The sequence below is a fragment of the Bacteroidota bacterium genome (assembly GCA_018266835.1).
Lineage (GTDB): Bacteria > Bacteroidota > Ignavibacteria > Tepidaquicellales > Tepidaquicellaceae > JAFDZO01.
Window position 1 is genome coordinate 852,171 of the sequence record JAFDZP010000002.1, and the last position, 16,259, is coordinate 868,429.

The 16,259-nt window shown below is 35.9% G+C and carries 14 protein-coding genes; 2 read left to right on the top strand and 12 right to left on the bottom strand.

What is annotated here, in order from left to right:
* Window positions 1–45 precede the first annotated feature (45 nt).
* The 12 genes from JST55_05535 to JST55_05590 form a co-directional block, all read right to left on the bottom strand.
* On the bottom strand, window positions 46–1,407 hold the full coding sequence (locus JST55_05535; protein MBS1492946.1) for a DUF1446 domain-containing protein: 1,362 nt from the start codon (window positions 1,405–1,407) through the stop codon (window positions 46–48).
* Between the two features lie 110 nt (window positions 1,408–1,517).
* Window positions 1,518–2,975: an aldehyde dehydrogenase gene (locus JST55_05540; protein MBS1492947.1), complete on the bottom strand. Its 1,458-nt coding sequence runs from the start codon at window positions 2,973–2,975 to the stop codon at window positions 1,518–1,520.
* Between the two features lie 31 nt (window positions 2,976–3,006).
* Complete coding sequence (locus JST55_05545) at window positions 3,007–3,312, bottom strand: DUF4286 family protein (protein MBS1492948.1); 306 nt, start codon at window positions 3,310–3,312, stop codon at window positions 3,007–3,009.
* 10 nt (window positions 3,313–3,322) lie between these two features.
* Window positions 3,323–4,111 (bottom strand): SDR family oxidoreductase, encoded by a 789-nt coding sequence (locus tag JST55_05550; protein MBS1492949.1) that lies wholly within the window; start codon window positions 4,109–4,111, stop codon window positions 3,323–3,325.
* 24 nt (window positions 4,112–4,135) lie between these two features.
* Window positions 4,136–5,224, bottom strand: coding sequence for a tryptophan 2,3-dioxygenase (locus JST55_05555; protein MBS1492950.1), 1,089 nt, complete (start codon window positions 5,222–5,224; stop codon window positions 4,136–4,138).
* A 196-nt stretch (window positions 5,225–5,420) separates the two neighbouring features.
* The gene (locus tag JST55_05560; protein ID MBS1492951.1) at window positions 5,421–6,176 is read right to left on the bottom strand and encodes a TfoX/Sxy family protein; all 756 of its coding nucleotides are present in this window, start codon (window positions 6,174–6,176) and stop codon (window positions 5,421–5,423) included.
* A gap of 3 nt (window positions 6,177–6,179) precedes the next feature.
* Entirely contained in the window at window positions 6,180–6,743 is a 564-nt protein-coding gene (locus JST55_05565; protein ID MBS1492952.1) for a DUF1579 family protein, read from the bottom strand.
* Between the two features lies 1 nt (window position 6,744).
* Window positions 6,745–7,281: a DUF4199 domain-containing protein gene (locus tag JST55_05570; GenBank protein ID MBS1492953.1), complete on the bottom strand. Its 537-nt coding sequence runs from the start codon at window positions 7,279–7,281 to the stop codon at window positions 6,745–6,747.
* 97 nt (window positions 7,282–7,378) lie between these two features.
* Complete coding sequence (locus tag JST55_05575; GenBank protein ID MBS1492954.1) at window positions 7,379–7,708, bottom strand: response regulator transcription factor; 330 nt, start codon at window positions 7,706–7,708, stop codon at window positions 7,379–7,381.
* Window positions 7,709–7,881: 173 nt separating this feature from the next.
* Complete coding sequence (locus JST55_05580; protein MBS1492955.1) at window positions 7,882–8,265, bottom strand: nuclear transport factor 2 family protein; 384 nt, start codon at window positions 8,263–8,265, stop codon at window positions 7,882–7,884.
* Between the two features lie 8 nt (window positions 8,266–8,273).
* On the bottom strand, window positions 8,274–9,890 hold the full coding sequence (locus tag JST55_05585) for an aryl-sulfate sulfotransferase (GenBank protein ID MBS1492956.1): 1,617 nt from the start codon (window positions 9,888–9,890) through the stop codon (window positions 8,274–8,276).
* Window positions 9,891–10,009: 119 nt separating this feature from the next.
* Entirely contained in the window at window positions 10,010–11,698 is a 1,689-nt protein-coding gene (locus JST55_05590; GenBank protein ID MBS1492957.1) for a T9SS type A sorting domain-containing protein, read from the bottom strand.
* A gap of 295 nt (window positions 11,699–11,993) precedes the next feature.
* On the opposite strand from JST55_05590, the gene JST55_05595 reads away from it, so the two are divergent.
* Both JST55_05595 and JST55_05600 read left to right on the top strand, forming a co-directional pair.
* Complete coding sequence (locus JST55_05595) at window positions 11,994–13,058, top strand: efflux RND transporter periplasmic adaptor subunit (GenBank protein ID MBS1492958.1); 1,065 nt, start codon at window positions 11,994–11,996, stop codon at window positions 13,056–13,058.
* A gap of 15 nt (window positions 13,059–13,073) precedes the next feature.
* Entirely contained in the window at window positions 13,074–16,187 is a 3,114-nt protein-coding gene (locus JST55_05600) for an efflux RND transporter permease subunit (GenBank protein MBS1492959.1), read from the top strand.
* Window positions 16,188–16,259 lie beyond the last annotated feature (72 nt).

Genomic DNA, 16,259 nt, shown 5'->3' on the forward strand with positions numbered 1-16,259 from the left:
AGTTTATAAAATCCCCCTTAAAATATGTACTGCTTAGAATGAAAATCAGATGTTCTCTACAATCACTTGCGGAGTAACTTCTGTCTTAGGTATTAAAGCAGGCCAGTAAGCAACAACATCTGAAGGTTTTGGTCTGCCTCCGGCAAATCCCGTAACTCCGGGAGGGCCGGTTAAAATCAATGGTGCTAATTCTTTACCAAAGCGCTCAACTGAATATTTATCAGATGAACGGACTGAAAATCTTAATACAACTTCATTGGGTTCGTCTATCTTTCTTGCGATTGGTCCGTGACATGCATTGTATCCCTGAAACTCAGCGCGGACTTCATCGAACTTAAGTCCTAAGTCATCGAGCCTTGTTCTTAAAATCTTATCGGCTGCTTCTGCTTTTTCAAGAGCATCGGGCCAGCTGTAAGTTAATGAACCTGAAGCTGAATATCCATCTGAATAAGACATGGATACTTTATAGAAAGGGGTTGCAGGTAATCCTTTAACGTTGTAAACTCTTACTTTGTTTTCGCCGACATCTTCTAAATGAATGGAAGTAAAGTCTGCGATGCAGTCAGGAGTAATGTAATCTTTCGGGTCGCCGATTTCATAACAGAGCTGTTCGCTTACTGTATCGATTGAAACAAGGCCGCCTGTATTTTCGTGCTTGGTAATAATAACTTCTCCGTTAGGATAAGCTTCTGCAATCGGGAAACCAATGCGTGCTAAATCTGGAATTGACTGCCAGTCACCGGTGAAATTACCGCCTGATGCCTGTCCGCCGCATTCGAGAATGTGGCCTGCAACTGTTCCGGCTGCCATAAGGTCGAAGTTGTTCATATCCCAGCCAAACTCATAAATCATCGGAGCAAGAGTTAAACCTGTATCGGTAACTCTGCCCGTAATAACTATATCTGCTCCCTGTTTTAAACACTCAACAACAGGAGCTGCGCCGAAATAAACATTGGCGCTTAATACTTTATCTTTAACTGTTTTTACGCTGTCACCGGATTCCATGTTCTTTAATTCAACACCTTTGCTTACTAATTCATCAATGTTATCTAATATGTTATCACCCATTACTACACCGATTTTCAAATCCTTTATGCCGAGCTTTTTAGCTACTTCAAAAATAGCATCTCTGCAAGCAGTCGGGTTTACGCCGCCGCCGTTTGTAATGACTTTGATTCCCTTTTCTTTAATAACGGGGAGCATACGCTCCATTAAAGCAGGAATATCACGTGCATATCCGAATCTCGGGTCTTTAAGTTTTTGTTTTTGGAGAATAGACATTGTAACCTCAGCGAGGTAGTCCATCATAATGTAATCAACAGGTCCGCCGGTTGCCTGATTCATAGGGGCATCGATTAAATCGCCCCAAAATCCCTGGCCTGACGCTATACGTATTTTATCTTTCATTTACTATTTAGAGTGTACAATTCGTTCGGAAAATAGAAATTTAAATCATTATTAACAATTTAATAAATAATATACACTTATTTTGCAGAAAAACGTAGTGGTGAGACTATCTATTGAAATTTAATGGTAACATTCTTGGGTTCGGTAAAGAAACGAAGTGCTTCCAGTCCGCCTTCACGGCCGACTCCGGAGTTTTTAACGCCGCCGAATGGAGTACGAAGGTCACGCTGCATCCAGCAGTTAACCCATACAATACCTGATTTGAGTTTTTGTGAGATTCTTTGAGCGCGGGAGAGATTTTCAGTCCAGATAACTGAAGCAAGTCCGTACTGAGTTGAGTTTGCCATCATAAGAACTTCTTCCTCAGATTCAAACGGCATTATTGTAACTACGGGACCGAAGATTTCTTCCTGATTTGTTCTGCATCCGTAAGAAAGGTTTTCAATGATAGTAGGATGTATAAACCATCCGTCTTTACATCTTTTATTTGAAGAAGTGAAATCACCTGCATGATTTCCGCCGCATAAAATATTACCGCCCTCTTCTTTTGCTAAATCTATGTAGGATAGGATTTTTCTGTAATGCATTTCAGATACGATAGCTCCCTGCTGAGTTTTTTCATCATTAGGGTCTCCGAGTCTTAATGCTTTAGTTCTTTCAACAAAGTCTTTTTTAAACTTATTATATATGCTCTTATGAATAAAAATTCTTGACCCGCATAAACAAATTTCGCCTTGATTTGAGAATGAAGAGCGAAGAGTTGTATCGAGCATTTTGTTGTAATCACAGTCATCGAAAATAATGACAGGATTTTTACCTCCGAGTTCAAGAGATAATTTCTTAAACATGGGTGCAGCAACTCGCGCTATATCTGCTCCCGTTGATGTTCCTCCTGTGAAAGTTATTGCTTTAATTCCGGGATGATGTGTGATTGCAGCACCGACTTTTCCGCCCAGACCGTGAACGATGTTTAAAACTCCTTCAGGCATTCCTGCTTTAATGCAGATTTGCGAAAGAAGATATGCAGTGTACGGAGTTACTTCAGACGGCTTTGCAATAACGCAATTTCCGGCGGCTAAAGCGGGAGCGATTTTCCATGTGAATAAATATAAAGGAAGATTCCATGGAGAGATTGCGCCGATAACTCCGATTGGCTGACGTAAAGTATAATTTAAAGTATTGTTATCTGTTAAATGTGATTCGCTTGCAAAATGAAGTATTGCGGTTGCGAAGAACTTAAAGTTCTTTACTGCTCTGGGAATATCAACTTCTCTTGCAAGAGAAACAGGTTTGCCGTTATCTTTGCTTTCAGCGGCAGCAAACTTATCCAGGTTAGCTAAAATTAATTGCGAGACCTTTAATAAAATTTTCGAACGCTCTTCATTAGTCATTGAAGACCATTTTTCAAAAGCGTTTTCAGCAGCTTCATATGCAAGGTCAACATCATGTTCGTCGGAATCGGGAATTAACGAATACACTTTTCCTGTTGCCGGCTCAAAATTATTGAGATATTTTTTTGATACAGGCAGAACAAGTTTTCCGTTAATATAATTTTTAAGTTTCTCCATTAAATGCTTTAGTAAAAATTAATCAACTGTTTCAATCTACTGTTTCTAACACTGTTCTGAATGCATGAAATTTTCCGGCATATCTTTCGATAGTTTCTTTCTGAAGCTTATCGGAAAATTCTCGCTGGTATTTTTCAAGGTCATCCAAAGAATTTAAGGAATACTGGATTGCATATGTAACTCCGACTTCAGGAGAAGGTGTTACTAATTTAAAAATTCGGTGCTCGACAAAAAGTCCTGTGGCTAAAACATCAGGAATGTGAGTAGTTTTCATCCACTCAAGCCATTCAAGATGAATATTTTCGTCAACGCTTAATGTTACGTTATAAATTATCATTTTAAAATTTTTATAAGTTTCCTGTTCTTCCGCCATCGACGGGAACATTGATTCCGTTAATATAAGCAGCGGCAGGTGATGCAAGGAATGCAACTGCGTTAGCAATTTCTTCCGGCTTGGCAAATCGATGCAAAGGTATTTCAGATTTCATTTCTTCTTCGATTTCTTCAATCGGTTTGCCTGATGCTTTAGATTTGTTGTCGATGATTGTTTCGAGTCTTCCTGTTAACGTTGCTCCAGGAAGAACATTATTAACTGTAATTCCGAATTTGCCTAATTCGTTCGCAAGAGTTTTTGACCAGTTAGCAACTGCACCGCGGATTGTATTCGATACTCCGAGATTAGCCAATGGAATTTTAACAGAAGTTGAAATTATATTAATAATTCTTCCATAGCCCTCACTTTTCATTCCTTCAACTAATGCCTGAACGAGGATGTGGTTGCAGATAAGATGATTTGAGAATGCGGAAAGAAATTCACTTGAATCGGCCTTAATAATCTTGCCGCCTTTGGGTCCGCCTGTATTATTAACAAGAATATGGAACGGAGGATTTGATTCCTGGTAATGATGCAATATAACTTTTAAGTAATCGGGAGTAGCGTAATCAGCTACTATACAATGATGTTTTTGATTTCCCATATTAGGAAGCTCTTTCACAACTGTATTTAATGACTCTTCATTTCTTGCAAGCAGAGTAACGTTTGCGCCGAGCGCTGCAAGTTCCATAGCCGAAGCTTTGCCGATTCCCTGCGTGCTTCCGCAGACAAGAGCATTTTTTCCTGTAAGATCTAAGTTCATGTTATTATCATTTACTTTTGAATTCTACTTTTGATAGTAAAATCCAAGCTCTTTCAAAATATCTTTTGGAAGTTGGGGCAGCTCGGAACGCGGAATTAAATAAGTTGAAAGGTTAAATAAATCTACAAACACTCTGTGTTTCTCTATAGTAGCCATCAGATAATGCTGGCCTGATGAACCACCTGTACCTATTTTAACTCCAATCATTCTATGCACCATAATTGCATGACGGTAACGCCAGATTGTGAAGTTTTCATCCATCTCAACAATTGCTGTAAGGAATTGGAATGGAGTAAATAAAATCGGTTCATCTCTGTATAAATTTATAAATAGCGCTGAGAGGGTTGCTTTGAACGAAAGCCTCTTCTCGCCTTTAGCAATTAAATCGTTATGATATTTTTCATCGAAGAGAGAAAGGAAACTCTCTTTAGTCTTGGCAAAATTTTCCAACTGGCTTTGCTTTTTCTCCGGAGTTAATGATTCGTTGTTAGATATAATTTTTTCTTCATGTGAAAGCATGTCATCAACAGCCTGATGGTATTTTTTCCAGAAGTCAAAGTTTTCTGTTTTAATGAATGGTATTCTCTCCAGCCATTTTTCAATTAAATCAAAAAGACTTTCTGTTACCGCTCCGATTTTTTCTTTATGCTCGGGCTTTAATGTGTTGTCAAAATCTTTGCTGTTATATTTTAATCTTTCTTCTCTTTTGAGACCTAGGTTATTCTCTATTGTACGGAACTGGAAGCTCTGAAATCCTGATGCGGGAACCAAGTAATCCCGGAAGTCAAGAAAATCCAATGGAGTCATAGTCTCAAGCACGTGCAATTGCTCAATCATGATTTTCTGAATTTCAGTAATGCGGTTTATTCTTGAAAGCGCTCTTGAAAGATTTCTTTCATCTATAAAATCGTTGCTGAATATTTTTATCACATCCTCAAGTTCGAATAAAATCTGCTTGAACCAGAGCTCGTAGGTCTGATGTATTATGATAAACAGCATTTCATCATGTGCGTGATCTTTGTATTCATCACTTTTCAGATTTTGCGCATCGAGTAATTTATCGAGTGAAAGATAATCGGCGTAATAAACCGGCGGATATAAGTCTTTTTTCATAAGGATAAAAATAGAAATTAAAACTTATAATTAATAGATAACAAAATTTGTATAGGCAGGTTGGAAGAGTGAGTGTTTCTTGGGGCGCCGCGTCCCGCTGGAAGCGGGACACGGACGCAACAGCGGAATTGAAGGATTCAATTCCGCTGTTGCGCCGTCTGTTCCTGCGGAACAGGCGGCGCCCCGTTTTCGAAAATTATTTTTTCTTTTTTACCTTATTGTAATGCTCTATTACTTTAGAATAATCAAACTTTGCAGCTTTTATCATGTGTTTGTCAAAGACACTTAAAGGAAAATCTTCAAGTGATTTGAAATTAACACATCCCTTCTGAAATTTTGCTTTTTTAAGTTTGGATTTCAAATCTGCATAAAGCTCCGGATTCGCGTAAATTGCCATTGAATGAAACGTGTAGCCTGACTTTGTTTTTGCGACACCATATTTGAAAACACCAAGCTGATTAAAAACGAATCCTTTTGTTCCCATAATTTTTCCCTCACCCATTTTTACATTCTTATCATTTTTGGAAATTATTTTCCCAAGCTTTTCTAAAACATCTACATCGGATGTTGATGGGGTCTGTGTAGATTCTTTTTTTCCTTTCTGCATTTTTTTCTTTTTAGCTGAAACTTTTGCTTTGGGATTATATTCCAGGCAAAGGTCAATCCAGTATTTTAGTTCGGAATCTTTATCAAGATTTTTTAAATCTACAAACACAAAACCAACCATTGGCTTGCCTGTAAAATCCATCGGCTGCGCACCCTTTTTCTTTAACGCTGCTTCATAATTATCAGGACCAATACGAGCCATCAGTCTTTCTTTTTCAACTCCCATACACATTTTATCATTAACTATAAAGCATAATCCACCCATCATTTTTTTCCCAATAAACTTTACTTTTTTTGCCTTTAGAATTTTTTCAATTCTCTCTGCAAGGTTTTCATTGTAAGCCATATTTTATTCTATTTTTGTAGAGGTTACTTCTACCATTTTGTTTTCAGAGCCGTCAGGTTTTATAAAAATTATATTCATCTTTCTTTCATTTAAATCTGATAAATCGAATACGAATTTAAAATCCATTTTCATTTTCATAGCCGGGTCTTCTTCAGTTCCTTTCAGTGTCATAATTTTTGTAGAGGCGTCATAATCTCCCTCTGCAGAAATAGAATATGTTCCCATTCCGTCAATAGAAAATAGTGTATACTTATTTTTTCTTTTGTCGTAACCTAAAATCATCAATACTTCCGTATCCATTCCCATTATTTTTCCTACGCTTTTAACCTGTATAAACCTTCCTCCTATTATTGATTCTGTTATACCTGAGCCTTCACCATCCATTGATTGGCCCGGAGCAAAATAGAACTTTATTTTTTGTTTAAATTTTCCTGCCATATCCGTAAGAAGTTTATGCTCGGGACCCGGTGCTGCCATCTTCATTGCCTCTTCCATATTCATTTCCTGGGCTGAAAGAGATATTGCAAATAATAATATAATAAGTGTTAGAATTTTTTTTATTTTCATATTAAGCATTTTGAGTTTTAGCAGGTTTTCTTTTAAGAATAAAAGATGAAATTAGTGAAATTACTATTCCGATTAAAAAGACGGTTGCAAACATTATAAATGCGTTAAATGGAATATTTGTAAATAGTTCTCTGTTTGCTTCCAATTCGGCAAGATGAGCATCAATAACTTCTTTTGATTGACCGCTTTGCAGATATGAACGTTTGCAAAAATCCATCATTTCATTTGCAAAATTTGGATATATGAATTTGTAGAGAATAATTGTAAAAAGTCCAAATATAAAAGAGGCTATAAAGGAAATAAACAGTCCTGTAAGAAATGCTTTCCCAAATGTAATTGAACCTCCCAGCTCAGTATCGCGGTAAGAACGGATTCCGAAAAATACAAAGAGCATGGATAAAATCATTGTGGTGTAACCAATAATTTCACTTGTCTGAAAAAAGAATTTCTGGTTTTGAAAAAAAGCAAAAGGAATATAAAAAATGACTGCTAAAATAATACCGGCAAGCAGTCCGTACTTTAAAGAAGGTCTTCCCATATAATTTTAAATTTTTTATACAAAAATACATAGTTTCAGGCGTGAATGCATCACCCTAAAGTATGATTTTATTAAAAATCACCCTAAATAAGGACTTTTAACTGATTAAATTAAGGGATTTTGCTTTTGAAACTGCCTGAGTACGACTTTTAACTCCGAGCTTTGAGTAAATATTTCCGGTGTGGGTTTTTATGGTATTGAGTGAGACAAAGAGTTTATCAGCAATTTCCTTATTTGACAATCCGTGAGTTATATTAAGCAAAACTTCCAGTTCCCTCGTGCTTAAGTCGGTCTCGATTCCGTTATTTAATTTTATTGAATTAAGACTGTTGTTATTTGTTTCCAAAGCTGGTATAGCTTTAGATTTTTTGTTGCTGAGTTTGCTTCCGAAGTAAATCCCAAGTATTAAGAAAATGACTGCAATAATACCGGCATATGTTTCAAAACTGAATTTGTAATGAAAGAAAAATGATTCGAGGACCTTTACCAATATCAGCAAAGCTGAAAATGAAACGGCTGTAATAAGGACTTTTTTATTTGTCAGTATACTTTTTATCACAAATAAAAATATGTATTGTTGCCAAAAGTTCAAATGTAATTTTAGAACATCGTATTATCATTTGCTGATTGTTCCGGAATAACCTGTAAAACATCCCAGTGTTCGACTATTTTCCCGTTCTCATCAAATCTGAATATATCGATTCCGGCATAATCTTTATCACCCGGCCACTTTTGATAACAATGAAGTACAACATAATTATCTTCGGCAACTGCACGTTTAAATTCTACAGATTTCCCAGGCCATTCTTTTGCCATCTTTATAAAATAATCTATAAATGCCTGCTTTCCGTCAGCAACATGCGGGTTGTGCTGAATATATTCATCACCTGCATATTTTTCTATTGCCTCAGCCGGTTTGCATTTATTAAACATCAGATCATAAAACTCCATTGCATTTTTTTTATTTAGTTCTAAGTTTGCCATAATAAATTTTATTTAATTAGGAGCATCTTCTTAGTCTCCTGAAAATTTTCCGTTATTATTTTATAATAATAAATTCCTGACGTTTTGTTTGTACCATTGAATTCCACTTCATAGCTACCCTCTCTCAAATTTTCATTTACAAGGTTTTCAACTTCCCTTCCCATCACATCGTAAATCTTTATTGAAACAAATTCACTCTTTGGGATTTCAAATTTTATCTTTGTTACAGGATTAAAAGGATTCGGGTAATTCTGATATAAATTATATGAATGAGCAGTTTCATTTGTATTCAAAATTCCGATAGACTCGCAGGGATTTTGTATATTCAAAACAGACTTAACAAGCGAACCTACATAACCCATTCCATAATTGACGAAAACCTGATAGTTTCCTGTTTGAGTAACCTGAATTCGCCTTGTAGTGTCTCCGGTACTCCATTTATAAGATTGGTATGAAGCAGGTGCCTCAAAGTAGTAATTTCCGTTTTCTGTATAGCATGAGATTTCCGGTCTGACCAGATTTGCAGGAAGTGTCTGATAATTAAAGAAACGATATGAATAAGCCGTATCGGGAAAAGTTATTTCAAATATTTTACTTCCGGCTGAATTCAATACAACAAGAGGATTTGTAGTATTTACCAATCCCCCGAATGAAATTGCTGTGCTACCATTCGAAAGTCTCTGAACATTCCCTGTAAATGAACTTGCAGTTGCAGGATTCTGACTGTAACTCCAGACTAGTGTTGCTGTTTTATTTATTTCATCTAATTGAAACTCAGTTGCTCGCGCAGGATGAGTAAAAGGTATTTCATTTCTACCATTATCAAAAATTGTAATGTGACCATTGGGAAGACGCCTTATATCATGCTGGCCTAATAATTTTAAATTATCATTGGTAAAAGTGAACTGATTTCTTATTCCGCCGAAGCGCCAGATTATATCGCCCGTAGCTCTGCTTATTTTTGTAATCTCGCTGAAATATCTTGAGGATAGTAAATAATTTCCGTCGGTATCTACATCAATTGCATTGCAATGAGTCCAGTCAACATTTTGCGGACTGCTGAGCCATGAAGAATCAACATCGTCAAATTGAAAATGGTCAAAAGCTTTCCATTGAAAAACTAAGTTTTTATTTTCATCAAGCTCTTGTATTACTCCGCCGTCAACTGAAGCAGTAGTTGAACCCGGCTGACCATTGAAATAATGATAAGCGGAAAGATCCATAACTCTGGTCTCACTTCCCAGCAATACATAATGTCCGTTAGGTAAAATAATAAATTCGTGGTTATCGGTAGAAATGCCGTTAACACAAACAACTGAATCTTTTATAACAAGATTTGAATCCAGAATATAATTTTTGCTTCTGTTACAGAATGTCAGTTTTCCGTTTGGCTGCAATTTGAAATTTGTAAAATTTCCCTGTGATGCAATTCTGTAAAAAACCATATTCCCTTTTGAGTCAAGAATATTTAATGAAGGTCTGTATTGAGTGTTGTTTTGGCTTTTCGTCGGAGTCATTAAATAATAACCTGTGCCGGTAGAATTATAAACTGAAACATTGTATGGAAAATACTGGCAAAAAGCTGATGTGCAGCAGAACAGCATTAATACTGTAAACTTCTTCATTATTATTCTAAAATTAAGAGCTATTTAGAGCTATTGACAAGCTAATTGTTTTAAGACATAAAAAATCCGCAAAAGTTTAAATCTTCTGCGGATTTCAAAATGAATGTTATCTATCTTAACTATTTTACTAAAATCATTTTCTTTGTTTCCTGATATTTTTCAGTGTATATTTTATAGTAATAAATCCCTGAAGATTTATTCATCCCGTTGAATTCCATTTCATAGCTTCCGGCTTTCAAATTCTGATTTACTAAGTTATCAACTTCTCTTCCCATGACATCATATATTTTTAGAGATACAAATCCGCTTTGAGGGATATCAAATTTTATTCTGGTGGTAGGGTTAAACGGATTCGGGAAATTCTGGAATAATTTGTAATCAGAAGGAATATAAGAACCCAAAGGATTTATACCCACTGTATTTGGAGTAAGATAAACTTTGAAAATTCTATTTGAAGCAACTGAACCAACACCGGTTACCTGACTATGAGAACTTAACATCTGAACAAAAGGGTTTGCTTCAAATGCTTCAATTCCTCCGTACAAATAACCTGCAAATGTTCTACCCGTTAATGAACGAAGCTTCACCACATCATTCGAATACCTTGGAAGCCCTGCATCATATACCATATGCTGCTCTGCCCCAAGTCTTCTGTTTGAAGGAAATCTTACTGGAAGTACAGAATCCTTACTTGTTCCATTTGAAAATTTTGTAATCGCAGTGATATCACTTATAAATGGCACACATGGAGCAGGTCCTCCGAAGTTACATGTATCAATTACAGATTTATGCAGCAAAGTATCATACCTGTACAAGCTTATTCCACCAAGGAATAAATTACTCATGTCATTTCTTACAGAATCATATAAAGGAATTACAGGACACTCATATTGACTGTATTTCTGCAGGAAAGTGTTTTCAACTGAAATTGAATTTGCTCCTATGTAAACAGGATTTACAAAAGGTACATCCTGAGTATATTGAAATACCCCTCCGTAAATTGTCATACTCTGATTACCGGATGTGCTTGTAATCTGAGGAACAACATTTAAATCTCTTCTGTGAAGATTTACTGTATCAACTATATATGATTTATTTGTAATGCTTAGTGTAACACCGTTATCTACTATATCAAATTTCTTAATTGCATTATTATACTGTTGTACAAAAAGCGGCGGACCTGATGCAGGAAAAGCATACTTGCCTGTAAATTTCTGCCCTACTGTTAAATAATAAGAAGTTCCGATTCTTCCTAATATACCACCCGTAACTGCAAATGTTGTATCTGTTAATGTTCTGATAAAAGAACTGACAGAACTGTTAGACTTAATCGCATTTATCATTCCGCTGACATTAATAGCTGTGAATTTTGGAAATGTTATAAATGAATCAAGTGAGCCTGAGCCGATGCTTGAATCTTTTCCATACCCTCCACATAAATAAAGAGTATTTCCTGTCTGATATGATTGCATATTAGTAGAGCGGAATTGCTCTGCATTTGCTACAGATAAATCCTGATAAATACTTCGTGTCCACACGCTATCGGTTACAGGATTATAAACAATGAAGTTTTTATTTGCGGAAACTGTTGGGAAGCCGCCTGCAGGCGGAAGAGGAAACGAGTGCATTCCGTCCGTCCGTCCGCCGATTAATAGCCAGTAATCATTATAATGACCAAGTACATATGACTGAATACCCGGAGCATTGGTTCTCGGAAATTCCTGGATTTCAAAAATAAACGGGACTGTGTTTTGAGAAAAAACAGATACAGAAAATACACAAAACAAAAAAACGAAGATTTTTTTCATTTAAGTTGGGTTTAAATTGAAATGAATTATAAATTATATTGTGCAGCTCCAGGAGGCTAGGGGGGTTCGTTAAAATAGTAAATCTAAAATAAAAATAAAATCTTTTATTTATTTATGATTTGATTAAACTTTATTCAAATAATGTTGTCTTAGTAGCAGGGATTACCACGCCCTTTTCCTTTCTCATTAGATTTATCGTTAAACCAATCTGTATTAAAAGAATTTTTTTTCTATTTAATACCTGTTTTGCGAACTGTATATTTTTTAATATTGTTATAAATCGAAAATCTTTAGTTTGAATAAATACATTAAATTCGCAATTATTATATTAGTTATAGGTGCAGCTCTGTACTTTATAATACCAAAACTTTCCTCGAAAGAAAAACCTCAAACCCAAAACCAATCTCAAGGCGATGGCACAACCTCTGCTGATGGTTATGTAATAAAATCCACTGATTTAGATAATGAAATTCAGGCAGTCGGTACTATTCGCGCAAATGAAGAAGTAGAAATTCGAAGCGAAGTTTCCCGAAAGATTACCGGAATTTATTTTAAAGAAGGTTCAAAGGTTGGAAGAGGTAAAACTTTGTTTAAACTTGACGATGCCGATTTAATAGCAAGTATGAATAAACTCAAGTTAGATGAACAGCTTGCTGTATTAAATGAAAAGAGAAATAAAGAACTTCTTGATAAGGGACTCTTATCACAATCAGATTATGATATACAAATAAATAATCTGGCAAAGATAAGGGCTGATATGGAATCAATCCAAATTCAGATTGATAAAACAAATATTCGCGCTCCTTTCAGCGGGTTTGTAGGCTTAAGAAATGTAAGTGTTGGCAGCTATGCAACTCCAACGAATGTATTAACTACAATGCAGGATTTAAGCAAACTTAAGATAGATTTTTCTATACCGGAAAAATATATCAACTTTTTTAAAATTGGGCAGAAAATATTTTTTAAAGTTGCCGGAATCGATGAAGAATACGAAGGAGAAGTATATGCATTCGAACCTAAAGTGGAAAATGGTACAAAAACTTTAATACTGAGAGCTATTAGTAACAGATCTAACTCTAAGCTTTTACCCGGAAGTTTTACAAATGTACGTTTAATAATGAAGCAGATAAGCGACGCTATGCTTGTACCAACTCAGGCCGTGATTCCAAACCTTAAAGGACAAAGTGTTTATATTGCTGATAACGGAAAAGTGAAGGAAGTAAGTGTAGAATTAGGAAACAGGTTAGAAGACATGGTTCAGATTATTGGAGACATTAAACAGGGTGATACATTAATTACTACAAATATTTTACGTCTGAAACCTAATTCAAAAGTCAAAATCGTTAAAGTTAGTAATTAAAATTAATCATAAAGTTTGAGCTTATCAGATACATCCATAAAGAGACCCGTATTTGCAATGGTAATGAGTATTATTCTCATTATTATGGGTTTTGTTGGATTCAGATTTTTGCAAATAAGAGAATATCCTAGCATTGACCCTCCAATTGTAACGGTAACTACAAATTATCCGGGAGCAAATTCAGATGTTATCGAAACACAAATCACCGAACCCCTTGAAGAGGGAGTAAATGGTATTGAAGGAATAAGAACACTAACTTCTACTTCCCGTGAAGGAGTCAGCTCTATTACAGTAGAATTTAATCTAGATAGAGATTTAGAATCTGCAGCAAATGATGTAAGAGACAGAGTAAGCCGCTCATTGAAAAATCTCCCGAATGATGTTGACCCTCCCATAGTTGAAAAAGCCGATGCAGATGCAACTCCAATTATCTTTTTAACAGTTTATAGCGATACAAGAAATATATTAGAAGTCAGCAAGTTTGCTTCCGATGTAATTGGTGAAAGAATGCAAACTATTAATGGTGTAGGTTCAGTGCGGATTTTTGGCGAAAAAAAATTAGCCATAAGATTGCGCCTTGACCCAAGCAAGATGGCTGCATATAAAGTTACACCTCTGGATATTCAAAGTGTATTAAATAAGCAAAATGTTGATTTACCTTCAGGTAAAATAGAAGGGTGGTCTACAGAACTGACCATAAGAACATTTGGCAGACTAAATAGCATTGATGAGTTTAATAATCTAACGATTAAAGAAGACAATGGAAGAGTAGTAAAATTAAGTGATATTGGATTTGCAGAATACGGCGCGGAAAACGAACGTTCTGCTCTTAAACGTAATGGCAGACCCGGAGTTGGTGTAGCAGTTCTTCCTCAGGCAGGTGCAAATGTCATTGAAATCTCAGATGAATTTCATAAAAGACTGGAAAAATTAAAAACAGAAGTTCCTGAAGATATAAAGTTAGATTTGGGATTCGACTTCTCAACTTTTGTCAGGAAGACTTTAAGTGAAGTAGAGGAAACAATTTTTATTGCATTCGGACTTGTTGTATTCATCATATTTCTTTTCTTAAGAGACTGGCGCTCGACCTTAATTCCCGTTATTGCAATTCCTATTTCTATTATTGCTACATTCTTTGTCATGTATCTTCTGAATTTCTCCATTAACGTGCTTTCATTAGTAGGAATAATTTTGGCTATTGGTTTAGTATGCGATGATGCCATAGTAGTACTGGAAAATATTTATACAAAAATTGAAGACGGAATGTCGCCTAAACAGGCAGCATTTAAAGGTGCAAGGGAAATCTACTTTGCCGTTATTTCTACTACTATTACTCTTGCTGCGGTATTTTTTCCTATCCTATTTATCCAAGGTCAGGTTGGAAGATTATTCAGAGAGTTTGGTGTTGTGATTGCAGTCTCTGTTTTAATTTCGGCTTTTGTTGCCTTAAGTTTAAGCCCTATGCTTAGCGCGTTTATTCTCAAAAGGCATGATGCTCACAACAAGTTTTATAATATGACTGAGCCGTTTTTTGTATGGCTTACTAAAACTTACAATAACTCTCTTGAAAAATTTATGAGAGTAAGATGGGTGAGCTTCATATTAGTTGTTGCAGCTTTTGCAATAATATTTTTTATCGGCAGTCAGTTGAAATCTGAGTTAGCTCCCTTGGAAGACCGTTCTAATATAAGAATTTCCGCTACAGCACCTGAAGGGGCGTCGTATGAATTTACGGAACGTTATCTTGATGAAATGACAAAATATGTAATGGATTCTATTCCGGAAGTATCATCTCCTTTAACTTTAGTTGCAATTGGCGGAGGAAGCAGCGCTACAAACACCGGTGGATTAAGTTTGTATTTGAAAGACCCAGATGAAAGAGAAAGATCACAGAAAGAAATCTTTGCCCAGCTTTCTAAAGCTCTTAATAGTTTTTATGGTGTACGTGGGTTTCCTACTCAGCCGCCTACAATCGGAGCAAGGTTTGGCGGGCAGCCTATTCAATTCGTAATTATGTCAAATAATTTTGATAGTCTTGCAAATATTCTTCCTAAATTTTTGGATGAAGCTAAGAAAAATCCTATTTTACAGTTTGTTGATGCTAACTTAAAAGTAAATAAGCCGGAACTTGCTATAACAATTGATAGAGGAAAGGCTGATGCACTTGGTGTTACTATTCAGGATGTTGCGCAGGTTTTGCAGACTGCTCTGGCAGGAGTAAGGTACGGATATTTTATTCAGGGTGAAAAACAATATCAGATAATCGGGCAGCTCGAAAGAGAATACAGAGATAAACCGGGTGATTTAGATAATATATATGTAAAAAATAAACGTGGTGAATTGATTCAATTAAGCAGTCTTGTCTCATTAAAAGAAGAGGCAACTGCACCTTCGAGATTCAGATTCAACAGATTTTCAGCTGCGACAATTTCTGCAGCACCGGTACCTCCGAACACATTAGGTGACGGATTAAAAGCGATGGAAGATGTTGCTAAAAAAGTTTTAAATGAAAATTATACAACGGCACTTGCAGGTGAGTCACGTGATTTTGCGGAAAGCTCCTCGAGTCTTTTGTTCACTTTCGTTTTTGCAATTGTAATTATCTTTCTTGTTCTCGCTGCGCAATTTGAAAGTTTTATTGACCCGTTCATTATTTTGCTTACGGTTCCGTTAGCAATTACAGGGGCTATACTCAGCCTTTGGATTACCGGTCAAACTATAAATATTTTCAGTCAGATTGGTATTATTATGCTTGTTGGTCTTGTTACAAAAAATGCTATACTTATAGTTGAGTTTGCTAATCAACGCAAACAGGAAGGGCTAACAAAACTTGAAGCTGTTATAGAAGCTGCAGAAGCACGTTTCAGACCGATTATCATGACGACACTTGCAACAACTTTGGGAATTTTACCAATTGCTCTTGGTTTTGGTGCCGGAAGCAGAATATCACTTGGTATTGCTGTTGTAGGCGGACTTTTATTTTCTACCTTCTTAACATTATTTATTGTCCCTGCTATTTATTCTTATATTGCCAAGGCAAAAGCAAATGTAATTGAAGATGAAGAACCTGAACCGGAGAAGTCGCAAATAACTGATAAATCACAGGACGAAATTTACGCCCCCTCGTAAGTTTTGAACTAAATTAATATTTTTTCACTATATTAATTGAAGGGTTTGGAAATTAAACTTTGAAATAACAAA